This window comes from Klebsiella sp. 141203 (genome assembly GCF_032601985.1).
GTDB classification, from domain to species: domain Bacteria; phylum Pseudomonadota; class Gammaproteobacteria; order Enterobacterales; family Enterobacteriaceae; genus Klebsiella; species Klebsiella aerogenes.
Window position 1 is genome coordinate 44,035 of record NZ_JAQIRL010000002.1, and the last position, 25,932, is coordinate 69,966.

General features: G+C 56.7%; 25 protein-coding genes. 8 read left to right on the plus strand and 17 right to left on the minus strand.

Annotated elements, in window-relative coordinates; all coding sequences use genetic code 11:
• Nucleotides 1–35 precede the first annotated feature (35 nt).
• Nucleotides 36–1,340, plus strand: coding sequence for an inosine/guanosine kinase (locus PGR29_RS07885; RefSeq protein ID WP_015367902.1), 1,305 nt, complete (start codon nt 36–38; stop codon nt 1,338–1,340).
• A gap of 40 nt (nt 1,341–1,380) precedes the next feature.
• Here the strand turns inward: PGR29_RS07885 and ybaL are convergent, their stop codons facing one another.
• Entirely contained in the window at nt 1,381–3,057 is a 1,677-nt protein-coding gene (gene ybaL / locus PGR29_RS07890) for a YbaL family putative K(+) efflux transporter (RefSeq protein WP_015367901.1), read from the minus strand.
• A gap of 235 nt (nt 3,058–3,292) precedes the next feature.
• Nucleotides 3,293–4,513 carry an MFS transporter gene (locus PGR29_RS07895; RefSeq protein ID WP_045393513.1) on the minus strand — a complete coding sequence of 407 codons (1,221 nt, stop codon included), beginning with the start codon at nt 4,511–4,513 and terminating at the stop codon, nt 3,293–3,295.
• 295 nt (nt 4,514–4,808) lie between these two features.
• Between PGR29_RS07895 and ushA the strand changes: the two genes are divergently transcribed.
• On the plus strand, nt 4,809–6,461 hold the full coding sequence (gene ushA, locus PGR29_RS07900; protein WP_213794240.1) for a bifunctional UDP-sugar hydrolase/5'-nucleotidase UshA: 1,653 nt from the start codon (nt 4,809–4,811) through the stop codon (nt 6,459–6,461).
• 57 nt (nt 6,462–6,518) lie between these two features.
• On the opposite strand, the gene ybaK is transcribed toward ushA, so the two are convergent.
• From ybaK to copA, 3 genes are all read right to left on the minus strand, one after another.
• Entirely contained in the window at nt 6,519–6,998 is a 480-nt protein-coding gene (gene ybaK / locus PGR29_RS07905) for a Cys-tRNA(Pro)/Cys-tRNA(Cys) deacylase YbaK (RefSeq protein ID WP_015367897.1), read from the minus strand.
• Nucleotides 6,999–7,199: 201 nt separating this feature from the next.
• Nucleotides 7,200–7,994 (minus strand): TraB/GumN family protein, encoded by a 795-nt coding sequence (locus tag PGR29_RS07910; protein ID WP_087860350.1) that lies wholly within the window; start codon nt 7,992–7,994, stop codon nt 7,200–7,202.
• A 133-nt stretch (nt 7,995–8,127) separates the two neighbouring features.
• Nucleotides 8,128–10,629: a copper-exporting P-type ATPase CopA gene (gene copA / locus PGR29_RS07915; RefSeq protein ID WP_316424361.1), complete on the minus strand. Its 2,502-nt coding sequence runs from the start codon at nt 10,627–10,629 to the stop codon at nt 8,128–8,130.
• 105 nt (nt 10,630–10,734) lie between these two features.
• Here copA and cueR point away from each other — a divergent pair, with 105 nt between their 5' ends.
• Nucleotides 10,735–11,145 (plus strand): Cu(I)-responsive transcriptional regulator, encoded by a 411-nt coding sequence (cueR, locus tag PGR29_RS07920; RefSeq protein WP_087860348.1) that lies wholly within the window; start codon nt 10,735–10,737, stop codon nt 11,143–11,145.
• Here cueR and PGR29_RS07925 read toward each other — a convergent pair.
• Nucleotides 11,142–11,600 carry an NfeD family protein gene (locus PGR29_RS07925; protein ID WP_316424362.1) on the minus strand — a complete coding sequence of 153 codons (459 nt, stop codon included), beginning with the start codon at nt 11,598–11,600 and terminating at the stop codon, nt 11,142–11,144. The genes cueR and PGR29_RS07925 overlap by 4 nt on opposite strands.
• Entirely contained in the window at nt 11,597–12,514 is a 918-nt protein-coding gene (locus PGR29_RS07930; RefSeq protein ID WP_020079443.1) for an SPFH domain-containing protein, read from the minus strand. The genes PGR29_RS07925 and PGR29_RS07930 overlap by 4 nt, the downstream gene beginning before the upstream one ends.
• A gap of 139 nt (nt 12,515–12,653) precedes the next feature.
• Between PGR29_RS07930 and fetA the strand changes: the two genes are divergently transcribed.
• Nucleotides 12,654–13,331, plus strand: coding sequence for an iron efflux ABC transporter ATP-binding subunit FetA (gene fetA / locus PGR29_RS07935; RefSeq protein ID WP_087860346.1), 678 nt, complete (start codon nt 12,654–12,656; stop codon nt 13,329–13,331).
• Nucleotides 13,318–14,100, plus strand: coding sequence for an iron efflux ABC transporter permease subunit FetB (gene fetB, locus PGR29_RS07940; protein ID WP_015367890.1), 783 nt, complete (start codon nt 13,318–13,320; stop codon nt 14,098–14,100). Before fetA ends, fetB begins: the two co-directional genes overlap by 14 nt.
• A gap of 87 nt (nt 14,101–14,187) precedes the next feature.
• Here the strand turns inward: fetB and PGR29_RS07945 are convergent, their stop codons facing one another.
• Genes PGR29_RS07945 through tesA form a run of 3 tightly spaced genes read right to left on the minus strand, consistent with a single transcriptional unit; the run spans nt 14,188 to nt 16,523 of the window.
• Complete coding sequence (locus PGR29_RS07945; RefSeq protein WP_087860345.1) at nt 14,188–15,042, minus strand: co-chaperone YbbN; 855 nt, start codon at nt 15,040–15,042, stop codon at nt 14,188–14,190.
• A 58-nt stretch (nt 15,043–15,100) separates the two neighbouring features.
• A complete protein-coding gene (locus PGR29_RS07950) occupies nt 15,101–15,907 on the minus strand; it encodes an SDR family oxidoreductase (RefSeq protein ID WP_162750175.1) in 807 nt (268 codons plus the stop codon).
• A complete protein-coding gene (tesA, locus tag PGR29_RS07955; RefSeq protein ID WP_087860429.1) occupies nt 15,897–16,523 on the minus strand; it encodes a multifunctional acyl-CoA thioesterase I/protease I/lysophospholipase L1 in 627 nt (208 codons plus the stop codon). The genes PGR29_RS07950 and tesA overlap by 11 nt, the downstream gene beginning before the upstream one ends.
• Here tesA and ybbA point away from each other — a divergent pair.
• The 3 genes from ybbA (at nt 16,491) to PGR29_RS07970 (ending at nt 20,915) form a co-directional block, all read left to right on the plus strand.
• Nucleotides 16,491–17,177 carry a putative ABC transporter ATP-binding protein YbbA gene (gene ybbA / locus PGR29_RS07960; RefSeq protein ID WP_047049495.1) on the plus strand — a complete coding sequence of 229 codons (687 nt, stop codon included), beginning with the start codon at nt 16,491–16,493 and terminating at the stop codon, nt 17,175–17,177. The two genes, tesA and ybbA, sit on opposite strands and share 33 nt — an antisense overlap.
• Entirely contained in the window at nt 17,174–19,588 is a 2,415-nt protein-coding gene (ybbP, locus tag PGR29_RS07965; RefSeq protein ID WP_316424363.1) for a putative ABC transporter permease subunit YbbP, read from the plus strand. The genes ybbA and ybbP overlap by 4 nt, the downstream gene beginning before the upstream one ends.
• 181 nt (nt 19,589–19,769) lie before the next feature.
• Nucleotides 19,770–20,915 carry a porin gene (locus tag PGR29_RS07970; protein WP_087860342.1) on the plus strand — a complete coding sequence of 382 codons (1,146 nt, stop codon included), beginning with the start codon at nt 19,770–19,772 and terminating at the stop codon, nt 20,913–20,915.
• A 107-nt stretch (nt 20,916–21,022) separates the two neighbouring features.
• Here PGR29_RS07970 and mnmH read toward each other — a convergent pair whose 3' ends face one another.
• From mnmH to ppiB, 7 genes are all read right to left on the minus strand, one after another.
• Nucleotides 21,023–22,099 (minus strand): tRNA 2-selenouridine(34) synthase MnmH, encoded by a 1,077-nt coding sequence (mnmH, locus tag PGR29_RS07975; RefSeq protein WP_316424364.1) that lies wholly within the window; start codon nt 22,097–22,099, stop codon nt 21,023–21,025.
• A 109-nt stretch (nt 22,100–22,208) separates the two neighbouring features.
• Nucleotides 22,209–23,276, minus strand: a complete 1,068-nt coding sequence (purK, locus tag PGR29_RS07980; protein ID WP_316424365.1) for a 5-(carboxyamino)imidazole ribonucleotide synthase — start codon at nt 23,274–23,276, stop codon at nt 22,209–22,211.
• Nucleotides 23,273–23,782: a 5-(carboxyamino)imidazole ribonucleotide mutase gene (gene purE, locus PGR29_RS07985; RefSeq protein WP_087860339.1), complete on the minus strand. Its 510-nt coding sequence runs from the start codon at nt 23,780–23,782 to the stop codon at nt 23,273–23,275. Before purE ends, purK begins: the two co-directional genes overlap by 4 nt.
• Before the next feature lie 96 nt (nt 23,783–23,878).
• Nucleotides 23,879–24,217 carry a hypothetical protein gene (locus PGR29_RS07990; RefSeq protein WP_113373773.1) on the minus strand — a complete coding sequence of 113 codons (339 nt, stop codon included), beginning with the start codon at nt 24,215–24,217 and terminating at the stop codon, nt 23,879–23,881.
• Between the two features lie 8 nt (nt 24,218–24,225).
• Complete coding sequence (locus PGR29_RS07995; protein ID WP_316424366.1) at nt 24,226–24,567, minus strand: hypothetical protein; 342 nt, start codon at nt 24,565–24,567, stop codon at nt 24,226–24,228.
• A 105-nt stretch (nt 24,568–24,672) separates the two neighbouring features.
• Nucleotides 24,673–25,395, minus strand: coding sequence for a UDP-2,3-diacylglucosamine diphosphatase (gene lpxH, locus PGR29_RS08000; protein WP_316424367.1), 723 nt, complete (start codon nt 25,393–25,395; stop codon nt 24,673–24,675).
• A gap of 3 nt (nt 25,396–25,398) precedes the next feature.
• A complete protein-coding gene (gene ppiB / locus PGR29_RS08005; RefSeq protein ID WP_015367878.1) occupies nt 25,399–25,893 on the minus strand; it encodes a peptidylprolyl isomerase B in 495 nt (164 codons plus the stop codon).
• Between the last annotated feature and the right edge of the window lie 39 nt (nt 25,894–25,932).

Below are 25,932 nucleotides of genomic sequence, written 5' to 3' on the forward strand. Positions count from 1 at the left end.
ATTCCCCGCTTGTTCCCTGTCATTAAATCGCCACTATGAAATTTCCCGGTAAACGCAAATCTAAACACTATTTCCCCGTTAGCGCTCGCGATCCGCTGCTGCAACAAATTCAGCCAGAAAATGAGTCCAACGTCTCCTGGGTGGTTGGCATCGACCAGACGCTGGTGGATATCGAAGCGAAAGTGGATGAGGCGTTTATCGTACGCTACGGCCTGAGCGCCGGTCATTCGCTGGTGATTGAAGATGATGTCGCCGAAGCGCTGTATCAGGAACTGGTACGCGACGGCCTGATCACCCATCAATTTGCCGGCGGCACCATTGGCAATACCATGCACAATTATTCGGTGCTGGCGGACGACCGCTCGGTGCTGCTCGGCGTGATGTGCAGCAACATTGAGATCGGCGGCTACGCTTATCGCTACCTGTGCAATACTTCCAGCCGTACCGATCTCAACTACCTGCAGGGCGTCGATGGCGCCATTGGCCGCTGTTTTACGCTGATTAGCGATAGCGGCGAACGTACCTTTGCCATCAGTCCAGGCCACATGAACAAGCTGCGTCCGGAAAGCATCCCGGAAGAGGTGATTGCCGGCGCTTCCGCGCTGGTGCTGACCTCCTACCTTGTGCGCTGTAAGCCGGGCGAGCCGATGCCGGACGCGACGATGAAAGCCATTGAGTATGCCAAAAAGCATGATGTGCCGGTGGTGCTGACGCTGGGAACGAAATACGTGATTGCCGACAACCCGCAATGGTGGCAGCAGTTTCTCAAGGAACACGTTTCGATTCTGGCGATGAATGAAGAAGAAGCGGAAGCGCTGACCGGTATCGCCGACCCGCTCACCGCGGCGGATAAAGCGCTGGACTGGGTCGACCTGGTGCTGTGTACCGCAGGACCGGCGGGCCTCTATATGGCGAGCTTCACCGAGGAGGAAGCGAAGCGTAAAACGCAGCATCCACTTCTGCCGGGGGCGATTGCCGAGTTCAACCAGTATGAATTCAGCCGCGCGATGCGCCATCAGGACTGTGTTAATCCGCTGCGTATCTATTCGCACATCGCGCCTTATATGGGCGGCCCGGAGAAGATCATGAACACCAATGGCGCAGGCGACGGCGCGCTGGCGGCGTTGTTGCATGATATCACCGCCAATAACTACCATCGTAATAACGTGCCGAACTCCAGCAAACATAAATGCAAATGGCTGACTTATTCATCTCTGGCGCAGGTGTGCAAATACGCCAACCGCGTCAGCTATCAGGTGCTGAATCAGCATTCGCCGCGTTTAACGCGCGGCCTGCCGGAGCGGGAAGATAGTCTGGAAGAGGCCTACTGGGACCGTTAATCCCGTGGATAAGAGTACGCCCCGCGAGCGGGGCGTCGGATCAACCGGTAACAATCTCGCCAGCCGGCGGCGTTTCCAGCAGACGTAACATCGCCCGTGCGATTTCGCGTTCCCCCATCACCACCTGATTGGCTCCGCGTTCGGTAATATAATCGACCTCATCGTCGTAATGGGCGCGGGCGATAATCTCAATGTTCGGGCATTTTTCCCGCGCTGAGGCGACAATTTCACCGGCTTCATAGCCGTTAGGAATGGTCAGCAGCAGCCAGCGGGCGCAGTCGAGATGCGCCAGATTCATGATCTCTTCGTTGGCGGCATTGCCCAACACGGCGCTGATGCCGCGCTCACGCAGCTCATCCACGCGGGTGCGGGAGGTTTCAATTACTACCAGCGGGATCCCCTGGGCCATCAGTTTCTCGCCAAGCAGGCTGCCGACGCGGCCAAAGCCGACCAGCAGCGCATGGTTGCAGATATCCACCGGCACCTGTTTTTCGTCTTCCAACACCTCTTCCAGCGTCTGTTCGTCGAGCGTTTCGGTTTTATCGAGATATTTTTCCAGCAGGGTAAACAGCACCGGGTTGAGCATAATCGAAATTATCGCCCCGGCCAGCACCAGGTTCTGCCCGGCCTGCGGCAGCAGATCCAGCGCCATGCCGAGACCCGCAAGAATAAAGGCGAATTCCCCGATTTGCGCCAGGCTGGCGGCGATGGTCAGGGCGGTACGCGGCGAGTGACCGAACATACGTACCAGGAAGAAAGCGGCGGCGGATTTACCAAAGATGATAATCGCCAGCGTCGCCAGCACCGCCAGCGGCTGTTCGACCAGGATCATCGGGTCAAATAGCATCCCGACGGAGACAAAGAACAGCACCGCGAAGGCGTCGCGCAGCGGCAGCGTATCGTGAGCGGCGCGGTGGCTGAGTTCGGATTCGTTAAGCACCATCCCGGCGAAGAATGCGCCCAGTGCGAAGGAGACGTCGAACAACTCAACGGCGCCGAAGGCGATGCCGAGCGCCAGCGCCAGTACCGACAAGGTAAACAGTTCGCGAGAGCCGGTTGCCGCGCTGCGCGACATGATCCACGGCACCAGACGGCGGCCCACCAGCATCATAATGGCAATAAAGGCGACGACTTTACCGATGGTAATACCCATATCGAGCGCCAGCGATGCCAGCCCAACATCGCCTTTTTCCACCATTCCGGCGATAGCGGGCAGCAGCACCAGCGTCAGTACCATCACTAAATCTTCAACGATCAGCCAGCCGATGGCGATTTGCCCACGCTGGCTATCAATAAGCTGCCGTTCCTCCAGCGCGCGCAGCAACACCACGGTGCTGGCGGTGGAAAGACACAGGCCAAAAACGATGCCGGTCATCAGCGACCAGCCGAGCAGGGAAGAGAGCGCCATCCCGAGCAGCGTCGCCACGGCTATCTGGGCGATGGCTCCGGGAATGGCTATCGACTTTACCGCCATGAGATCTTTCAGCGAAAAGTGCAGCCCGACGCCAAACATCAGCAAGATGACGCCAAGTTCGGCCAGTTCAGGCGCAAGCTTGGTATCCGCAACAAAACCAGGAGTAAATGGACCGGCCAGCACGCCCGCTAATAAATATCCTACCAGTGGAGAAATACGTAGCTTATTGGCAATCATGCCGAGAATAAAGGCGAGCACAAGGCCGCCGACAATGGTGGTGATTAGCGGTGTTGCGTGATGCATTCCGTCTCCTTGCGTGTGGTGAGCCGATCCATTTTCGCTACTTAAAGCAAAAAACCGATTAATAGTTTATGACACTTTTGCTCGTTTTGTTTATGAATAATTATTGAAATTTGCGAAAAATTGGAATTACGGCAGAAAAAAGCACAGACAGGAAAATGGCGGCAGGTCATGGCGGCGTAATGCTGATGGGATAAGGGATTGCGGCGGCCAAACTTTCACTTTGGCCGCCAGATACTCAGGCTTTTTGATGGTTATTAGGCAGGAATATCGTCAGAATGCCAAGAAGCGGCAGGAAAGCACAGATTTTATAGACCAGATCGATGCTGGTATGGTCGGCTAACAACCCCAACACCGCGGCGCCAAGGCCGCCCATGCCAAACGCGAATCCGAAGAACAGGCCGGAAACCATACCGATTCTCCCCGGCAACAGCTCCTGGGCATAGACCAGGATAGCGGAAAAGGCTGATGCGAGGATAAAACCAATTATCACCGTCAGGATCCCGGTCCATTCCAGCGATGCGTACGGTAAAATAAGGGTAAATGGCGCCACGCCGAGGATAGAGCCCCAAATTACATATTTACGACCTATCTTATCGCCAACAGGCCCGCCAATCACCGTACCTGCGGCTACTGCAAACAGGAAGGCGAACAAGTGAAGTTGGGCGTTTTGCACCGATAATCCGAACTTATGCATAAGATAAAAGGTGTAATAGCTACTGATACTCGCCATGTAGAAGTATTTGGAGAAAATCAGCATTAACAGGATGCAGACGGCAAGGATGACTTTGTTACGCGGCAGCGGATTAACGATAACCGGCTTCGGTTTGCCTTTATTCATCCGGTGTTGCGCGGCGTACCAGCGGCTGATTTGCGACAGCACGACGATCGCCAGCAGCGCGGCCAGCACGAACCAGGCGACGTTGCCTTTGCCGTAGGGAGCGATGATCACCGCCGCCAGCAGCGGCCCCAGCGAGCTGCCGAAGTTGCCGCCAACCTGGAATAGTGATTGCGCCAGACCGTGACGGCCGCCGGAAGCCATCCGCGCCACGCGTGAGGATTCCGGATGGAAGACCGAAGAGCCGGTGCCGACAAGCGCAGCGGCCAGCAGCACCATGCCGAAGCTGCCGGCCAGCGCTAACAGAATTAAGCCGCAGAGGGTGAAACACATCCCCACCGGTAATGACCACGGCATCGAGCGTTTATCGGTGATGTAGCCAATCACCGGCTGGAAAAGCGATGACGTCAGCTGGAAGGTGAGGGTGATCATGCCGATCTGCACGAAAGTTAACGAGAATTCCGCCTGCAGCAGCGGATAAATCGCCAGGATGAGCGACTGGATCATGTCGTTTAGCAGATGGGAGAGGCTGATTGCCCCCAGGATGCCAAATGAGGTGCGCGCTTTTTGCGGCGGCGCGCCGGTACCGGGTAAGGACTGAGCGGATTGGTTGGTTGTCATAGGTTCACTTCAGCGAGTTCTATTTGTTGTAGAGAATGCAGGTTGATACCCTAAATAATTCGAGTTGCAAGAAGGCGGCGACACAGAGAATCCCCAGGAGCTTACTCTAGTAAGTGACTGGGGTGAGCGAGGAAAGCCAACGCACATGCAACTTGAAGTATGACGGGTAGAATTATTATCAGACTAACATACCTGTCCCCAAGGTTTGAAGGAAGTCGCAATTCTGAAAACATATTTGTCAAAGCGACTGACTCGCTATACTTTCGGCACTTGTTATTAAGTCAGGGAGTGAAACATGCATTATTTAAAACGCGGCGTGGCGCTGGCGTTATTCGCCGCCTTATCGCTGGGAAGCCTGTCAGCGCAGGCCTATGAGCAGGACAAAACCTATAAAATCACCATCCTGCACACCAACGACCACCACGGTCATTTCTGGCGCAACGATTATGGCGAATATGGCCTTGCGGCGCAGAAGACGCTGGTGGACGGTATCCGCAAAGAGGTGGCGGCCGAAGGCGGTAGCGTCCTGCTGCTGTCCGGCGGCGATATCAATACCGGGGTGCCGGAATCCGATTTACAGGATGCAGAACCTGATTTTCGCGGCATGAACCTGATAGGTTACGATGCCATGGCGGTCGGCAACCATGAGTTTGATAACCCGCTCAGCGTGCTGCGCCAGCAGGAAAAGTGGTCGAAGTTCCCGTTCCTGTCGGCCAATATCTATCAGAAAAGCACCGGCGAACGCCTGTTTAAACCCTGGGCGCTGTTTAAGCGCGGCGGGCTGAAGATTGCGGTGATTGGCTTAACCACCGATGATACGGCGAAAATAGGCAACCCGGAATATTTCACCGATATCGAATTCCGTAATCCGGCGGCAGAAGCCAAGCTGGTTATCCAGGAATTACAGCAAAATGAAAAGCCGGACGTGATTCTGGCGACCACCCACATGGGCCACTATGACAACGGCAATCACGGCTCTAACGCGCCGGGCGACGTTGAAATGGCGCGGAGCCTACCTGCGGGATCGCTGGCGATGATCGTCGGCGGCCACTCGCAGGATCCGGTATGCATGGCGTCGGAGAATAAAAAGCAGGTCGATTATGTCCCCGGAACACCGTGCGCGCCGGATCGCCAGAATGGCATCTGGATCGTGCAGGCTCACGAGTGGGGTAAATATGTCGGCCGCGCCGATTTTGAATTCCGCAACGGTGAGATGAAGCTGGTGCACTATCAGCTAATCCCGGTCAACCTGAAGAAGAAAGTCACCTGGGATAACGGTCAGAGCGAGCGCGTATTGTATACGCCGCAAATTGCTGAAAACCCGCAGATGCTGTCGCTGTTAACGCCGTTCCAAAATAAAGGCAAGGCGCAGTTACAGGTGAAAATAGGCAGCGTCAACGGCCATCTTGAAGGCGATCGCAGCAAAGTTCGCTTCGTACAAACCAATATGGGGCGTCTGCTGCTGGCGGCGCAGATGGCGCGCAGCAATGCTGATTTCGCGGTGATGAGCGGCGGCGGTATTCGCGACTCTATCGAAGCGGGTGATATTACCTATAAAGACGTGATGAAAGTGCAGCCGTTCGGCAACGTGCTGACTTACGTCGATATGAGCGGTAAAGAGGTGACTGAGTACCTGACCGCCGTCGCGCAGATGAAGCCGGATTCCGGCGCTTATCCGCAGTTCGCCAACGTCAGTTTCGTTGCCAAAGACGGCAAGCTTAACGATCTGAAAATCAAAGGTGAACCGGTTGATCCGGCGAAAACTTACCGTATGGCGACGCTGAACTTTAACGCCACCGGCGGTGACGGCTACCCGCACATCGATAATAAACCGGGATACGTAAATACCGGCTTTATCGATGCCGAGGTGCTGAAAGAGTACATCGAGAAGAACTCGCCGCTGGATGCGGCGGCCTACGAGCCGAAGGGCGAGGTCAGCTGGCAGTAAGCCATCGCTTAGCGGGGCCCGGATAAGGCGCGTGCGCCGCTATCCGGGACGGTGTGCTTAATCGCGGCGGGCGATATCGGCGAACTTCGCGTCCAGAAGCTTCGCCAGATCGCTTGCCGCCAGTTCAATATCCAGCCCGCGTTTGCCGCCGGAAATATAGATGGTGGCAAATTCCTGCGCCGGGGCATCAATCACCGTCGGCAGACGCTTTTTCTGCCCAAGTGGGCTGATGCCGCCGACCAGATATCCGGTGATCCGCTGTGCGACCATTGGGTCGGCCATATCTACCTTCTTGGCGCCCAGCGCTTTGGCCACTTTCTTCAAATCCAACTGTCCGGCAACCGGGGTGACGGCGACCGCCAGATGTTTCATATCGCCGTTAACGGCCACTAATAGCGTCTTGTAAACCTGATCCGCATTGAGCCCCAGCTTGCGAACCACTTCATCGCCAAAATTGGTCTCTTGAGGATCGTGTTCGTAGCTGTGGATCTGAAAGGTAATTTTGTTTTTTTCGAGTAATTTAACGGCGGGAGTCATAGTAATCCTTCTTACCAACCGACCTAACGTATGACCAGCATACGCGTGAGGGTTGTATAAAAAATAGTACCATCTTGCGCAATAGTATTGGCAGTGATGGTCACTTTGAGCGACAATCAGACGATCCGGGATGTATATCCCGGGATAATAATAATGATGAAATTCCTCTTTGACGGGCCAATAGCAATATTGGCCATTTTTTTACGTCAACATATCCGGCAGGTTCCCTTCGCCATACAGATGCAGCGCGCCGACGGCGACCACATAGCGCCCCGGCGGCAGAGCAAGCAGCGTGTCGCGCCAGGCTATGTTGCGCTGATGCATCAGTACATCATATAAAGACTGGCTGAAGGTCGTCGGCAGCGTTTCCGCGCCGCGCGACGGCGGTTGCTCCAGCCACCAGCCAATCATGACCTGCAGTAAACGGGCGTTGGTGCGCCAGTGGGTCAGCGTATCTTCCAGCAGCGCCTTACCGCCGTCTGGCAGATTGCGCAGGAGCGCGATTTGGCTATCGGCGCCTTCCAGCTCCATTACCCTTATGTTGCTCTCGCGGGCAGCCATCAGCAACTGATAATCAATGCCGTAATCGGGTCGTAACCCCAGCTTTTGCGCCTGAGTGGCTTGTAGCACCATCGCCACCTGCCATAGCGGCTGGCTATCGAAAAGATCGACCGACAAACCCAGTTCGCCGGCGCGTGAGCGTAATTCTGCTAATTGTGTTTCGCTCAGACGTTCAGCCAGCGGGGGATAAGAGGGGAGATTACTGAAAGGCGTTTCATTACCGGTGATATCTGCTTCGACGATTAAGGCGTCGGCCTGACGTATCTTTTTCAGTAGCTTAGCCGGCGGCGGCGCCATGTCGCGGGTGCCCATATGGATGCTGCCGACGAGGTGTAAATAACGGTCGCCGGGCAGGACGATATCCATTGCAGGCCAGGAATAAGACGAGCCGACGGCGGCTCGCCACAGCATTTTTATTCGGTTTAACAGGCCCATACGCGCTCCGAAGTGTGAGGCATTCATGCTAGCGCATCTGGTGGTGGCCGTCATCTTTCCCGCGGGTTTTTATTGCCGCCAATAAATAAACGGGCGCTGAGTAACCTCAGCGCCCGTTTTCCTGTGGCTGTGCCTATTCTTTCGGTTTAAAGCGCAGCAGGCGGTTAGCGTTACTCACCACGGTGATTGACGACAGCGCCATTGCCGCGCCGGCGACTACCGGGTTCAGCAGGGTACCGGTCAGCGGCCAGAGGATCCCGGCGGCAATCGGGATGCCCAGTGAGTTGTAAACAAATGCGCCCAGCAGGTTCTGTTTCATGTTGCGTAACGTCGCTTTCGAAATCGCTAAAGCATCGGCCACGCCGTGAAGGCTATGGCGCATCAGGGTGATCGCCGCGGTCTCAATGGCGACATCGCTGCCGCCGCCCATGGCGATACCGACATCCGCCTGCGCCAGCGCCGGGGCGTCATTAATACCGTCGCCGACCATCGCCACTTTGTGTCCCTGACTCTGCAGGCGTTTAATGGCGTCGGCTTTACCGTCCGGCAGCACGCCGGCGATCACTTCATCAATGCCCGCTTCTTTGGCGATAGCATTGGCGGTGGTCGGGTTATCCCCGGTCAGCATGACCAACCGGTAGCCCTGCCGATGCAGGCGCGCCAGCGCGTCGACGCTATCTTCACGTAGCGGGTCGCGGATGGCGAACAGCGCCGCGGCCTGACCATCGATCGCCAGCAGTACCGGCGTGGCGCCGCGCGAGGCCTGTGTCGTCATCTCGCTTTCCAGTTCCGCGGTGGCGATATGCTGCTCGTTAAGCAGCGCCTGGTTGCCGAGCAGCAGTCGATGGCCTTCCGCTTCACCGCTGACGCCGAGCCCGCGCAGGGTACGGAAGCCGCTTACCTCCGGTAAAGTGCTGTCGGCGGCTTTATCAAGGATCGCCCGCGCCAGCGGATGGCTTGAACCCTGCTCGAGCGCGGCGGCAAGACGCACCGCGGTTGTTTCATCAACCCCTGCAAAGGTTTTCACGGCCACCACCTGCGGCTTGCCTTCGGTCAGGGTGCCGGTTTTATCAAACACCAGCGTATCGAGTTCGCTGGCGCGCTGCAGAGCATCGGCGTCACGCACCAGAACGCCATATTCTGCCGCCCGGCCGACGCCGGAAATAATCGACATCGGTGTTGCCAGGCCTAACGCGCATGGACAGGCGATAATCAGTACCGTGGTGGCAATGACCAGGGTATAGACGATTTGCGGCGCCGGGCCGAAGAAGTACCAGATAGCGGCGCTAATCAGCGCAATGGCTACCACTGCCGGAACAAATACCGCCGAGATTTTATCCGCCAGTTGGCCGATTTCCGGTTTGCTACTTTGCGCCTGGCGCACCATGCGAATAATCCGCGCCAGCGTGGTCTGGCTGCCGACGGCGCTGGCGGTAAACAGCACGCTGCCGTCCTGCACCACGGTACCGGCATGAATGGCGTCGCCATCGCCTTTTTGCTGCGGTACCGGTTCGCCGGTGAGCATGGCTTCATCAAACCAGGCTTCGCCCTGGCTTATCACGCCGTCAACCGGAACGCGATCGCCAGTGGTCAGGCGCAGCGTCATACCCGCCTCAACTTCCGCGAGCGGCAGATCTTTCTCGCCTTCAGGCGTCACGACGCGTGCCGAAGGCGGCGTCAGGTCGAGCAGTTTTTCCAGCGCTTTCGAGGAGCGCTGGCGCGCGCGGGCTTCCAGCATATGGCCGAGGTTGATAAGACCAATGATCATTGCGCTGGCTTCGTAATACAGGTGGCGCGCTTCCATCGGAAACCACTGCGGCCACAGGTTGACGCTCATTGAATATAGCCAGGCGACACCAGTCCCCAGGGCGACCAGCGTATCCATGGTGGCGGTGCCGTTTTTCAGGCTTTTCCAGGCGCTGCGGTAGAAGTGACCGCCTGCGAAGACCATCACCGCGAGGGTGATAAGGCCGATGACCAGCCACAGCGATCGATTGTCGTCGCTGACCATCATGTTATCGCCGATCATGCCCCAGACCATAACCGGTACGCCGACCAGCAGGGCGACAATCGCCTGCCAGCGAAAACGTTTCATGGTGGCGATGGCGGTTTCCTGCTGTCGTTCGCGGCGTTCGAGATCGTCTTCGATAGCCTCCGCGCCGTAGCCGGCTTTTTCCACCGCCTGCACTAATTCTGCGGCGGACGCACTGCCCATCACCAGCGCCGTGCGTTCCGCCAGGTTTACCCGCGCCTGTGAGACTCCCGGCACCGCGGCAAGCGCGTTTTGTACCCGGGAAACGCAACTGGCGCAGCTCATGCCGTTGATCAGCAGCTGTTGACTGTCATCCTCGTCATGGGCTGCCGGAAGCTCGGGAGTGGCCGCTGTCAGTGCTTCCGACGGGATTGATGATTCTGCCAGCGGTTTAGCCTTTGGGTGGCTGAGCTCCGCGCCGTATCCGGCTTGTTTGATGGTCTCAATCAGGGCTTCAGCGCTGGCGCTGCCCGTGACGTGGGCTTCGGTAACAGTGACATCAGCCTGTTCAACGTCGGGACGTTGTTCGAGGCTCTCTTTCACGCGTTTAACGCAGTGGCCGCAGGAGAGGCCATCAAGCGTCAGGTCGATAGTGTTAGACATAAATAACTCCTGAATAATTTCCGGTTAATGATTGACCGAACACACTCTTTCATCGAGTATTAAGAAGGTTAAACCTTCCAGCAAGGGGAAGGTCAAGGGGGAAAAATGAATATTAGCGATGTGGCGAAAAAAACCGGCTTAACCAGCAAAGCGATTCGTTTTTACGAAGAGAAAGGGCTGGTGACGGCGCCGCTGCGTAGCGATAACGGCTACCGTACCTATAGTCAGAAGCATCTGGATGAACTGACGCTGCTGCGCCAGGCGCGGCAGGTGGGATTTAATCTGGAGGAGTGCCGCGAGCTGGTGGCGTTATTCAACGATCCGTCGCGGCACAGCGCCGATGTGAAAAAAAGAACGCTGGAGAAAGTCGCGGATATTGAGAACCATATTCGCGAGTTGCAAAACATGCGCGCGCATCTGCTGGCGCTGGCGGACGCCTGCCCAGGCGATGACAGCGCGGATTGCCCAATAATGGATAACCTCTCCGGCTGCTGTCACCGCAAAGCGCAGGCTTAACGGACGGCGGCTCTTACCCGCAAGGTAATTCCTTCGATGGCGACCACTTCAACCTTGCTGCCCGCCGCGAGGTCCTCATCGGCAAGCACCGGCCAGGAGCTATCGCCGACGCGGACGTGGCCACGACCGTTTTCCAGCGCGTTGTCGAGAGTGAAACGACGGCCAACCAGCTGCTGGCCGCGCTGGTTAAGCTGCGCGTCGGCGGGGCGCTGCTGCCTCATACGTTTACGCAGCCATTTTGACCACAGCCAGGCCGCCAGCAGGGTAAGAACGGCAAACAGCGTCCCTTGCCATTCCCAACTGAACGGAATAGCCCAGGTCAGCAGGCCGGTGACGACGCCAGCTACGCCGCTCCACAGCAGGTAGCCATTGCTTCCGAGCATCTCTGCCGCCAGCAATAGCCCGCCGAGAGTCAGCCAGAAAATATGCGGATGGGCGAGGATCAGGGCGATCATGACTTTTTCCGTTCGGCGCTGCTCTCTTTCAACAGTTCGCCGATCCCGGCTATCGAGCCCATCAGGCTGCTGGCATCCAGCGGCATCAGTACCACTTTGCTGTTGTTGGCGGCGCCAATCTGCTGCAGCGCGTCGGTATATTTCTGCGCCACGAAGTAGTTAATTGCCTGAATGTCCCCTGAGGCAATCGCCGATGACACCATCTGGGTGGCGCGGGCTTCCGCTTCGGCGGAACGTTCGCGGGCTTCCGCCTGCAGGAAGGCTGACTGACGTTCACCTTCGGCTTTGAGGATTTGCGACTGCTTTTCGCCTTCGGCTTTGAGAATTTCCGCCTGGCGCACCCCTTCAGCTTCCAGGATGTAGGCGCGTTTGGTTCGCTCGGCTTTCATCTGGGCGTTCATTGAGGAGATAAGTTCCGCAGGCGGACGAACGTCGCGGATTTCGACGCGGGTGATTTTTACCCCCCACGGATTGGTGGCGTCGTCGACGATATGCAGCAGGCGGGTGTTAATACTATCGCGCTGGGAGAGCATTTCATCCAGTTCCATCGAGCCGAGCACGGTACGAATATTGGTCATCGTCAGATTGACGATTGCCAGCTCAAGATTGCTGACTTCATAGGCGGCTTTTGGCGCATCGATAACCTGAATGAAGCACACGGCGTCAATGGTGACGTTGGCGTTATCGCGGGAGATGACCTCCTGTGAAGGGATATCCAGCACCTGCTCCATCATGTTCACTTTACGGCCGATGCGGTCCATAAACGGCACCACTAAACTTAAGCCCGGCTGCAGCGTCTGCGTGTAGCGGCCAAAGCGTTCGACGGTCCATTGATATCCCTGCGGCACGATTTTTACTGCCGCCCCCACAATGACCAGTGCGACAAAAATAAGAACGGGGATAAAAATCAGCATCAAAAACCTCCTGTCTTGTTGCCTGATGGGCGCCGCAGCGAAATGGCGCATGTTTAAACAGAGTATAACTTTCTCCTTGTTCCGGTGAAAGAAAACTGGAGTAAACTGTCTGGGTTTGAGGAAATAAACTGGACATATAATGAAGGAAAATAACGCGATTTTACGTCTCGAGGGTGTTGGTTTTAAAACCGACGACGCGGTCATCCTGAATAATATCGATCTCCGGATTGCGGCCGGGGAATTTAAGTTGATTACCGGGCCATCCGGATGCGGCAAAAGTACGCTGCTGAAAATTATCGCCTCGCTGCTGAGCCCGACCAGCGGAGAGATTTTTTTCAATGACAAAGATATCACTACGCTGACGCCAGAAAACTATCGCCAACAGGTCTCTTACTGCGCGCAAACCCCGGCGCTATTCGGCGATTCGGTCTATGACAACCTGGTCTTCCCATGGCAGATCCGCAACAAACAGCCGGATCCTAAAGCGCTGATTGCCGACCTCGAACGATTCGGGCTGGCGGATAACACGTTGGAGAAATCCATTAATGAGCTTTCCGGCGGTGAAAAGCAGCGGGTCTCGCTCATTCGTAATTTGCAGTTTCTACCGCAGGTTTTGCTGCTTGATGAAATTACCAGCGCGCTGGATGAAAGTAATAAGCGCAACGTTAACGAGATTATTCATCGCTACGCGACGGAAAAAGGGATGGCCATTCTGTGGGTCACTCACGACCAGAACGAAATTGCCCATGCTGATGAAGTCATTACGCTACAGCCTGCCGGCGGGAAAATGCAGGAGGTGAAAAATGAACGGGCATAATATTACTAACGAATCACTGGCGCTCTCGATGGTGCTGGTGCTGGTAGCGATCGTCGTCAGCTATCGAGAAAAGCTAGCGCTGGAAAAAGATATCATCTGGAGTATTTGCCGGGCGATAGTGCAATTAATTATCGTCGGCTACGTGCTGAAATATATCTTTAACGTCAACCATGCGGTGTTGACGCTATTGATGGTGCTGTTTATCTGCTTCAACGCGGCGTGGAATGCGAAGAAGCGCAGTAAATATATCGATAAAGCTTTTGTTTCATCGTTTATCGCTATTACCACCGGCGCTGGACTAACGTTGGCGGTACTGGTCTTCTCGGGGTCGATTGCCTTTGTGCCGATGCAGGTTATTCCGATTGCCGGCATGGTGGCCGGTAACGCTATGGTGGCGGTAGGACTGTGCTACAACAATATGGGCCAGCGTTTTAACAGTGAGCAGCAGCAGATTCAGGAGAAGCTAAGCCTCGGCGCGACGCCGAAGATGGCCTCCGCGCGGCTGATTCGCGACAGCATACGCGCTTCGTTGATTCCCACGGTAGATTCGGCGAAAACGGTCGGGCTGGTGAGTTTACCGGGCATGATGTCGGGACTGATTTTCGCCGGGATTGACCCGGTGAAGGCGATTAAGTATCAGATTATGGTCACGTTTATGTTGCTATCGACCGCCAGCCTGTCGACGATTATTGCCGGTTATCTGACCTACCGGAAGTTCTTCAATGCCCGCCATCAATTGGTGGTGACGCAGTTGAAAAAGCGCCCGTAAGTATTCCCGGGTTACGCCTTACCCGGGCTACCACGGCGTAATCTGTAGCCCGGATAAGCGTAGCGCTATCCGGGTCAGCGCCTCTGATTAATACAGCAGTGAATACAGCTGGCGGCGGTACTTCGCCGCCAGGGCGTCGCCGGTGCCGAGCGCCGCGAGGATCTCTTGCAGCATTTTGCGCACCTGGCCATCGCCGGCGCCTAAATCTTTTTGCAGATGCGTGAAGAGCAGCGCCAGCGCTTCTTCGTTGCGCCCGACCTGGTGCAGCTGCAACGCCAACTGAGACGCCAGCGCCGCGTCGTCCGGGTTCTGCTCGACCTGCTGCTGAAGTTGCTGGATTTCCGGGGTATCAGCGGCCTGCTTAAGCAGGTCAATCTGTGCCACCAGCCCCTGATAACGGGTGTCTTGATCCTGCAGCGGCACGGTTTTCAGCACACCTTCGGCCTCATCGGAACGCTGCAGGGCAATTAGCGTTTCCGCCAGCAGCAGGCCAATCTGGCTATCCTGGTTAGACAACTGCCAGGCCTCTTTCAGCAGCGGCAGCGCGTCGGCGTATTTTTCTTCCTGCATCAGCGCCAGCGCTTCCTGCGCTTTCAATTCTTCTTCGCGCGGCAGCACTTTATCCAGCAGGGCGCGGATGGCTTCTTCCGGCTGCGGGCCTTCAAAACCATCTACCGGCTGGCCGTTCTGGAACAGATACACCGTTGGGATCGCGCGCAGACCAAACTGCGAGGCCAGCATCTGCTCCGCGTCGCAATCTACTTTCGCCAGCGTAAACTGACCGTGGTATTGGGCGGCCAGGCGCTCAAGCACCGGCGTCAGCTGTTCGCAGTGCTGGCTGCGGGCGGACCAGAAGTAAAACAGCACCGGCGCATTCATGGATTGCTGCAGCGTCTGCTGCAGATTAGCTTCGGTAATATTGACAATATTCTGTTCGGACATGAGCGTATCTCGTTGGTCGATTTCTGTTTTAGATGGGGGCGACATTCAGCGCTTCAACTCAGCCCTGGATAATTTTGTCCATCGCACGGGCCGGTAGCAGGCGTTTTAACCAGCCTACAGCGTGGGTGACCAGCGTCACCGGATAGCGCAGTTTCGGTTTGTCGCTGACGAAGGCATGACGCACTTTTTCCACCACCGCCTCCGGGCCGAGCGTAAAGCGCGCGGCAATACCGGGATTTTCTACCGTCTTGTCGCCGGTCTGGTTAACATTGTTGGTAAAGCGGGTGCGGATTGGCCCAGGCTCAATCAGGCTGACTTTTATGCCGCTGTGGCGGAGTTCCATACGCAGCGCATCGGACCACGCCTCCAGCGCGTATTTACTGGCGGCATAGGCGCCGCGACCGGGGCTGGAAATCAGGCCCATCACCGAAGAGGTCATCACGATGCGGCCTTCGCCGTGCGGCTGCATGGCGGGCAGCAACAGCATGGTGAGCTGATGGGCGCCAAAAAAGTTGGCGGAAAACTGCTGTTCCATCTGCTGACGGCTGATGGTGGTGAGCGGGCCATAGACGCCGTAGCCTGCATTATTGAACAGGCCATACAGGCGGTTATCGGTCAGTGCGATGACTTCGGCGGCGGCATTTTCGACGCTTTGCGGGTCATCAAGATCCAACAAAATACCGGTCAGACCCAGTTCCTGCATACGAGCGACATCCTCCCCCTTACGGCAGGCGGCCAGTACGCGGAAGCCCTGGCGCTTTAAATCAAGGGCGCTTTCGAGGCCAATCCCGCTGGAACATCCTGTAACTAAAACCGATTTTTGCATAACTTTACCTGTGAATGACTCCCGGCGTTCAGGAGTCATGATTAACTAAGGGAGCCAACCGGGTTGCCATCCAGTCGGCAATAAACGGTTGCGCATCGCGATTAGGATGAATGCCGTCGTCCTGCATCCATTGTGGCTTGAGATAAACCTCCTCCATAAAAAAGGGCAGCAGAGGAATATCGAACTCTTTGGCCAGTTGCGGATAAATCGCGCTAAAGGCTTCATTATAACGGCGCCCATAGTTAGCGGGCAGGCGTATTTGCATCAGCAGCGGCTGGGCCTTCGCCGCTTTGATATCCTGAATAACGGTGCGCAGCGTCTGCTCCGTTTGCTGCGGCGGGAAACCGCGCAGCCCGTCGTTGCCGCCCAGCTCCACCAGCACCCAGCGCGGCTGGTGCTGCTTCAGTAGCGCCGGCAGGCGCGCCAGTCCCTGCTGCGAGGTGTCGCCGCTGATACTGGCATTGATCACTGTCGTTTTGGCCTGCCACTTGTCGTTGAGCAGAGCAGGCCAGGCCGTATTGGCCGCCATTCGATAGCCGGCGCTCAGGCTATCGCCAAGCACTAACAGCGTATCCGCCGCCATCGCGCGACAAGTAAACAGAACCATAAACAGGAAAGGCAAATGCCAGCGGAAAACATACTTGAAGTTCATCATCTTAAGAAATCCGTCGGTCAGGGAGAGCATCAGTTGTCCATCCTTACCGGAGTTGAGCTGGTTGTCAAACCGGGGCAAACCATCGCCCTGATTGGCGAGTCTGGTTCCGGGAAATCCACGTTGCTGGCCATTCTCGCCGGGCTTGATGATGGGAGCAGCGGCGAAGTGTCTCTTTTGGGGCAACCGCTGCATCAGATGGATGAAGAGGCGAGGGCGACGCTACGCGCAAAGCACGTAGGTTTTGTCTTTCAATCGTTTATGTTGATTCCGACGTTAAACGCCCTTGAGAACGTCGAGCTGCCGGCATTGCTGCGCGGCGCCAGCGATAGCCAGAGCCGTGGCGATGCGCGCGCGCTGCTTGAACAGCTGGGGCTTGGCAAACGCCTGCACCATTTGCCGGCCCAGCTTTCCGGCGGCGAGCAGCAGCGGGTGGCGCTGGCCCGCGCCTTTAACGGCCGTCCGGCGCTGCTGTTTGCCGATGAGCCGACCGGCAATCTTGACCGTCACACCGGTGATAAAATCGCCGATCTGCTGTTTTCGCTTAACCGCGAACACGGCACCACGCTGATTCTGGTGACCCACGATCCGCTACTGGCGGCGCGCTGCGATCGTCGCTTACGCCTGGTGGATGGCAAGTTGCAGGAGGAAGCATGATAGCCCGCTGGTTCTGGCGCGAATGGCGCTCGCCTTCGCTGCTCATCGTCTGGTTGGCATTAAGCATGGCGGTGGCCTGCGTGTTGGCGCTGGGCTCAATCAGCGACCGTATGGAAAAAGGGTTGAGCCAGCAAAGCCGCGATTTTATGGCCGGGGATCGCACTCTGCGCAGTTCGCGCGAAGTGCCCGCCGAGTGGATCGCCGAGGCGCGTACGCTAGGGTTAACCGTGGGCGAACAGCTGAGCTTCGCCACCATGACTTTCGCTGTGGATACCCCGCAGCTGGCGGACGTGAAGGCGGTTGATGATAGCTACCCGCTGTACGGCACGCTGGAGACCGCTCCGGCGGGATTAAAACCGCAGCGCGGCAGCGTCCTGCTGGCCCCAAGGCTGATGGCGCTGCTGAATCTAAAAACCGGCGATAACATTGATGTTGGCGACGCTACTTTGCGCATCGCTGGCGAGGTCATTCAGGAGCCTGACGCCGGCTTCAACCCCTTCCAGATGGCGCCGCGGCTGCTGATGAATATCGCCGACGTGGCGAAAACCGGCGCAGTACAGCCCGGCAGCCGCGTCTCCTGGCGCTATAAGTTCGCCGGTAGCGCGCAGCAACTGGCGGCTTACGAGCGGTGGCTGCTGCCGAAACTTGGCGCGGAACATCGCTGGATCGGTCTGGAGCAGGATGATAGCGCGCTGGGGAAATCGCTGGAACGCTCGCAGCAATTTTTGCTGCTGTCCGCGTTATTAACGTTGCTGCTGGCGGTCGCTGCGGTAGCGGTCGCGATGGGGCATTACTGCCGCAGCCGCTATGATTTGGTCGCCATCCTTAAGACGCTGGGCGCCGGGCGGGCGCAGCTACGTAAACTTATCGTCGGTCAGTGGCTGATGTTGCTGGCGCTGGCGGTAGCGGCGGGGGGTGCGATGGGGCTGCTGCTGGAAAAAGCCCTGCTGTTGATGCTTAAACCGGTGCTGCCCGCCGCGCTGCCGCCGGCCAGCGGCTGGCCGTGGCTATGGGCTATCGGCGCGATGATGGTAATTTCGCTGCTGGTTGGTTGGCGGCCCTATCGGCTGCTGCTGGCGACCCTGCCGCTACGGGTATTACGGCAAGATGTGGTGGCTAACGTCTGGCCGCTGAAACACTATATTCCCGTGGTCTGCGCGGTTGTCGTGGGCGGACTAGCCTGGCTGATGGGCGGTAGTCCGCTGCTATGGTCGGTGCTGGTCGGGGCGCTGGTGCTGGCGCTGCTGTGCGGGCTGGTAGGCTGGGCCTTGCTGTGGTTGCTCAAGCGCTTAACGCTGAAAGCGTTACCGCTACGCCTGGCGGTGAACCGCCTGTTGCGCCAGCCGTGGTCAACGCTGAGCCAACTGGCGGCGTTTTCACTGTCGTTTATGCTGCTGGCTCTGCTGTTGGTGTTACGCGGCGATCTGCTCGAACGCTGGCAGCAGCAGTTACCCCCGGAAAGCCCGAACTACTTCCTGATTAATATCGCTCCCGAACAGGTTGTGCCGGTGAAGACATTCCTGGCCGAACACCAGATCCGGGCGGCGGAGTTTTATCCCATCGTGCGCGCGCGTTTGACGCAGATTAACGGTCAGACGACGGAAGGGAATAAAGACGAAGCGCTGAATCGCGAACTGAATCTCACCTGGAGCGAGCAGCGCCCGGATCATAATCCGCTGGTGGCCGGAAGCTGGCCGCCGAAGGCGGGCGAGGTGTCAATTGAAGAGGGGCTGGCGCAGCGGTTGGGCGTCAGGATCGGTGATAGCGTCACCTTTACCGGCGACACCCAGCAATTTAACGCTAAGGTGACCAGCGTGCGCAAAGTTGACTGGGAGAGCCTGCGGCCAAACTTCTTCTTTATTTTCCCGCCAGGGGCGCTGGATGGGCAGCCGCAAAGCTGGCTCACCAGCTTCCGCTGGGATAATGGCAACGCGATGCTGACCCAGCTTAACCGCGAGTTCCCCACCGTTAGCCTGCTGGATATCGGCGCCATCCTGCGCCAGGTCGGCCAGGTATTGACGCAGGTAAGTCGGGCGTTGGAAGTCATGGTGGTGCTGGTCACCGCCTGCGGCGTATTACTGCTGCTGGCTCAGGTGCAGGTCGGGATGCGTCAGCGGCATCAGGAGCTGGTCGTCTGGCGGACGCTGGGGGCTGGAAAAAGCTTGCTGCGTACCACGCTGTGGGCGGAGTTCGCCCTGCTTGGCGTGGTGTCGGGGCTGGTGGCGGCCATTGGCGCCGAGGTGGCGCTGGCGATGCTGCAAACAAAAGTGTTTGATTTCCCATGGACGCCGGACTGGCGGCTGTGGGTTATGCTGCCACTCTCAGGCGCTATTTTATTATCATTATGCGGCGGATGGTTGGGATTACGCTTATTAAAAGGCAAAGCGTTATTCCGACAATTTAACCAGTAAATAGATTTCATTTTTATGAAGCGCCGCGCAATTTCGTGGCGCTTTTATTTTAACGGCACAAAATGATAATTCCTTGATTTTTAAGCGCACAAAACATTAAAAAACCAACAACACGTCGTGCTAATTCGCAGTTAATATTCAACTGGCAAATATAAGGTTGCTTATTACTCAAGGAAAAAGCATGGCACATAAAATAAAAGCGCTGGCGATCTCGATCGGCGCAGCATTAGCGTTAACCTCTTTTGCATCCCAGGCTGAGATTACGCTGCTGAAACAAGATCCGCAGGCGGGCGATCCGTTAAGTCGCCTTAACTTTACCGTCGGCGGCAGTATTCGTCCGCAGTTCAATATGATGACCGGCGATGGCGATAAAGGTTCCTACAAGCGTAACGGTTTCGATGGCGGCACCCGTTTCCGTTTCGCAGCTGATTACTATCTGTTTGATGATATTAGCTGGATTAGCTACTACGAACTGGGCGTCAATATTCCGGCGCTGTTCGATTGGGACAATCACTACGCGGAAGGGGCGAACAATACCTCCCGTCGTATGCTCTATACCGGTCTGAAGAGTGATACCTGGGGTACCTTAACCTACGGTCAGCAGAACAGTATTTACTATGATGTCGTCGGCGTGAAAACCGATATCTGGGACTACGATATGATTGGTCAGGCCCCGGGTAACGGTATCAATGGCGACTACGATGGTTCTTATCGTTCACGCAATATGTTGAAATATAAGAAAACCGTGGGCGATGTCGATCTGTACGGATCCTATTTGTTTGAAGATAGCGAATATCTGCCGGGTAATGGCCTACGCTACAAGCGTAAAGGCGGCGGTTCTATCGGTGCGGATTACCACATCATGAAGGACCTGACCTGGGGTACCGCGTGGAACTACACCCGCGCCGAAATGCGCGACCCGTCAAGCTCCGATAGCAAAACCTATGACCAGAATATTGTTGGTACCGCGCTGAGCTGGACCCCGGATAACTGGACTTTCTCCTTCGGCGGCGGCTGGTATCAGAACTTCCTGACTACCAAGAAAACCGATGTTCATAACTACTTCGCCGGCGATGCCTGGGGTATTGAATACTTTGCCGGCTATAAATTCCCGATCAATCAATACGCTGTTAAATCTATTCAGCCGTACTTTATGGGCGACCGCCTGGAGTATGTGAATGGCCGCAACTATCAGCGTATTGATAACGGTTTGGGTATTAGCTTCCAGCTGGATTACGGTTTCCGTGTTGATTACGAGCACGTGTTTACCTCCAGCACCGATGATCTGGGCGATATGAACCTGGTGCGTCTGCGCTACGACTTCTGACGATGAGTTGCCGCAAGCCGGGAATTTCCCCGGCTTGCGCTGCGTTAAGCGGGGGTAGCCCGGGTAAGGCGCCAGCCGCTACCCGGGAAGCCGTCTGGTTGGGGGAACTACTTCGCCAGCCAGGCGGCGACCTCTTGCCAGTTGCCGCGAAAAATGATTTTTCCGGCTTTTTTCCCCAACTGATAGCGATACATCGGGTCGTAGTATTCATTCAACAGCGGTACCAGCCAGGCGAAGTGCGCCTCGGTACTGGCGGAACGCTGCTGCTGCAACAGCGCCGCGTCGAGCAGTTCGGTTAACTGGGCAAAGCGCTGTAGCCCCAGCCGACGCCGGATGGCAAACAGCCCATGATGCAGATACTCGCTATATTCCTGCCAGCCTTTCTCTTCGCCATAGGCGGTAATAAAGTCGCGATGCATACGATCGAAGTACTCTTCGCGCAACCGTTCGAGACGAACGTCAAAGGGATCCTCCACCACCGCCAGCGGCGATTGCGCCATGCGGATGCGCAAGCACTCCGGCAGGTGGTTCGCGCCGATCATATGGCCTTCATCTTCCAGCACCCAACGTGTTTGTTGTTCCGCCTTTTTAAGCAGGGAGACCGCCAGATGGTTTTCGAACGTCGCCTGCGGGTGTTGCTGCTGCAACGTACGGCCAAATGACGAACCGCGGTGGTGGGCATGACCTTCAAGATCGATACCGTCCGGGCGCGAGCAAACCAGTTGGGTTTTGCCATTGCCGGTGCAGCCGCCAATCAGCACGATGGGGCGCTGTACCAGCTCCTCGGTAGCCTGTATTGCCGCCTGGCGTAGCGCTTTGTAGCCGCCGACAATCAGCGGATAATCGACGTCCGCTTCCCGCAGCCACTGCTGCACGATATGCGAGCGCTGGCCGCCGCGGGCGCAGCACAGATAACCCTGTGGATAGCGGGCGCAGGCTGTCAGCCACGCCTTCAGGCGGCTGGCGCGCAGGTCGCCATCGACCAGCTTATGGCCGAGGGATAATGCCGCTTCCGGCCCCTGGCGCTTGTAACAGGTACCGACGGCGGCGCGTTCTTCGTCGTTCATCAGCGGCAGGTTAATCGCCGCGGGCATCGCGCTTTGCTGGAATTCCACCGGCGCGCGAACGTCGATAAGCGGCGTATCCGCGCAGAGGATGGCGCGATAGTGTGTCCCATTTTCCATGGGTCGTCCTTTTGAGTTAAAACCAGATGTGCTTACTGCGAGGTGGGGATTCTACGCGCCGAAGGGCGTGCCGGGGAAGGGGATAGATCAAATCCCCGGCACGAATGGCTTAATTAAGCTGCGACTGCGCCCAGAAAACGCCGCTGGCGTATTCAACCGGCAGGAGTGGTTTTAGCGCTTCCAGCGTGGCGCTCAGGCGATCGGTATCGCTGTCGGTTAGATTCAGGTGCCCGACTTTACGCCCCGGACGGACTTCTTTGTCGTACCAGTGCAGATGCACCAGCGGCAGTTTCAGCCAGTCGTAGTTCAGATCGCTGCCGATCAGGTTGATCATCACCGACGGGCTATTGACCACCGGCGGCGGCAGCGGTAAATCGGTAATGGCGCGCAGATGCAGTTCAAACTGGCTAATGGAAGCGCCGTTTTGCGTCCAGTGGCCGCTGTTGTGCACGCGCGGCGCCAGTTCGTTGATCAGTAGTCCCTCGGCGGTGACGAAGCACTCCATGGCCATCACGCCCACGTAGTCGAGCTCGTTCATGATCGCCGTCAGCATGCTTTCGGCCTGCGCCTGCTGGCGCGCATTGGCCTGCGGGAAGGCGACGCTGGCGCGCAGAATGCCGTCCTGGTGCAGGTTGCGGGTCAGCGGATAAAACACCGTGCTGCCGTCGCGGCCGCGGGCACCAACCAGCGACACTTCGCCGGAGAAGTTAATTCCCTGCTCGACGATACACTCGCCGTAATTATCATCCGGCAGTTGTGCGGTTTCGTTCTCGCGTAGACGCCACTGCCCGCGGCCATCGTAGCCGCCGACGCGGCGCTTGACGATAGCCAGCTCGCCCAGACGGGCAAACACGGCGGGCCACTCGCTTTTATCCGCCAGTAGCTGCCACGGCGCGGTGGCGAGGCCAAGTTTGTCGAACAACTGTTTCTGGGTCAGGCGGTCGGCGATGATCGGAAAAACGTCGCGGTTGACGAAAGCCGGATGGCGCGCCAGTTCGCGGGTCAGGGCGGTTTCCGGCCAGCGTTCGATTTCAGCGGTGATGACGCTTTGCTGGAATGGCACCGCTTCCGGGTCGGCTTCGAGACCGACCGGCCAGACGGCGATACCCAGCGGTTCACCGGCCTGACGCAGCATGCGGCCTAACTGTCCGTTACCGAGGACGCAAACCTGTTTCATGCCGCACCTCGCGGGTCCGGGTTATCCAGCACTTCATCGGTCTGCGCCTGACGCCAGGCGCTCAGGCGCTGGTGCAGCTCGGCATCATGCTGGGCGAGAATTTGCGCGGCGAGCAGGGCGGCGTTAGCGGCGCCGGCTTTACCGATGGCCAGCGTGCCGACCGGGATGCCCCGTGGCATTTGAACGATAGAGTAGAGGCTGTCAACGCCGCTTAACGCTGCGCTCTGAACCGGCACGCCGAGCACCGGCACCAGAGTTTTCGCTGCAATCATGCCCGGCAAATGCGCCGCGCCGCCCGCACCGGCGATGATCACCTGATAACCGTTGTTTTCCGCGCCTTCGGCGAAGCTAAACAGTTTATCGGGCGTACGGTGGGCGGAGACCACTTCAACATGGTGCGGAACGTTCAGGGTATCAAGGATTTCTGCGGCGAACTGCATGGTAGCCCAGTCGCTTTTGGACCCCATCACGATGGCGATACGCGCCGGATTATTGCGGGAAGACATGCGTCTGAAAACTCCTGTGGGTGTGCTTCACACTGCTTTAGAGGCCACAGAGAATAGCACGATATCCCGGCAAGGAAAACGGTTGCGTCTGCGTGATTAGCCGTCTTTTGTCTCGCTTGTCGACGATGAAGTACGTTGTTTATTTGCCTTTATCTCATTCATGATACAGGTGATAAGCAGCACCAACCCCCAGGGCAGCATAAGGACGCCCATAATTAGCATATATATTTGTACAAAGCGGCTATCATGTGGGCGGGTAAAGAGCAGGTAAATCGCATAGAGCCAGAGCAACCATAGAAACATCGCATATAAAATCACAGCATATGTGCCAGCTATATACAGGAAAACCAAACCGTAATAGCTGACGCCAAGTGGACTAATAATTGAAATAATCAATCCCCAGATTAGGGGCTGGTTCCATTTTTTCATACTCATTCCCTGAGTTAGTCACTATTAGACGCATTTGTGCGTGATGACATAAGTTGGTTTTTAGCTTTTGTCTTACTGGCATAATAGGCACATATCAACATAAATCCCACTCCCCAAAATAACACCGTAAGGATCCCTAAAATTAAGACAAAGTTTTGGATAAAAGGGTCTTCAGGAGGACGGGTGAAGAACCGATAAAGTGCATAAAAATAGAGCACCCATAGCAGTACTGCGCACCAGACAAAATTAAGCGAGTTGCCTATAAATACGCCGATTAACGCCATAAAACTTGCGCCTAGCGAGCAGATGAAAGCGACTATCATTCCCCACACCAGAGGCTGGTTCCATTTTTTCATACTCGTTCCTTGAGTGAGATTTAGCCAAAGGCTAGCATGCGGAGAACAAATAGCGTCAGTCATTCTCCCCTTCAGAAGAAGGTTTTCGGAATTGTGCCTGGGGGATTAAAACGGGAAATAGATGAGTTCGACGCCGTCGGCGCTGACTTTAACCATTGACCCTTCGCTGTGCCACGCGCCGAGGACCACGCGCCACGCGGGCTGCCCGTTGGCCAGCAGTTCATGGACGGCCGGGCGATGGGTATGGCCGTGAATCAGCCACTGCACCTGATGCCGCTCCATCGCGTCAATTACCGCCTGCGGATTCACATCCATAATTTCCATCGCTTTGCTGCTGTTGGCGGCTTGGCTATCGGCGCGCATTTTGGCGGCGATGCGGCGGCGGATAAACAGCGGCAGGGCGAGAAACAGACGTTGGATCCACGGGGTGTGGACTTTAGCGCGAAACGCCAGGTAACCGGGGTCATCGGTACATAAGGTGTCGCCATGCATAATCAACACTTCACGGCCATAGAGATCCAGCCGCTCTTCTTCAGTGAGCAGGATCATGCCGCTCTGGCGGGCGAAGCGCTGGCCGACGAGAAAATCGCGGTTGCCGTGGATGAAGTAGCAGGGTACGCCGGCGTCGACGACGGCTTTGATGGCCGAAGCGATTTGCTGATGCAGCGGGTTCGGATCGTCATCGCCGATCCAGGCCTCGAACAGGTCGCCGAGAATATACAGCGCTTCCGCTTCGCGGGCGCTGCCGGCTAAAAAGCGCAGAAAACCGGCGGTGATCGCCGGTTCTTCTGTTTGCAGATGCAGGTCTGCAATAAAAAGTGTCGCCACGAATTATTCGCTGACGGTGACGCTTTTGATCACAACATCTTCTTTCGGCACATCCTGGTGCATGCCGCTGCGGCCGGTGGCAACCGCTTTGATTTTGTCGACCACGTCCATACCTTCAACCACTTCGGCAAAGACGCAGTAGCCCCAACCCTGCAGGCTTTCGCCAGAGAAGTTCAGGAAGTCGTTGTCGACCACGTTGATGAAGAACTGCGCGGTGGCGGAGTGCGGCGCCTGGGTACGGGCCATCGCCAGCGTACCACGGGTGTTTTTCAGACCGTTGTTGGCTTCGTTCTGAATCGGAGATTTGGTCGCTTTCTGATTCATGCCCGGTTCAAAACCGCCGCCCTGAATCATGAAGCCGTTGATAACACGGTGGAAAATGGTGTTGTCGTAGAAACCTTCGCGGCAGTAGTCCAGGAAGTTTTTAACTGTTTCCGGCGCTTTGTCGTCAAACGTTTTGATTACGATATCGCCATGATTGGTGTGGAAAGTAACCATTTTTGCATCCTGTTCCGATGATTGTAGTGCTGAACCCAA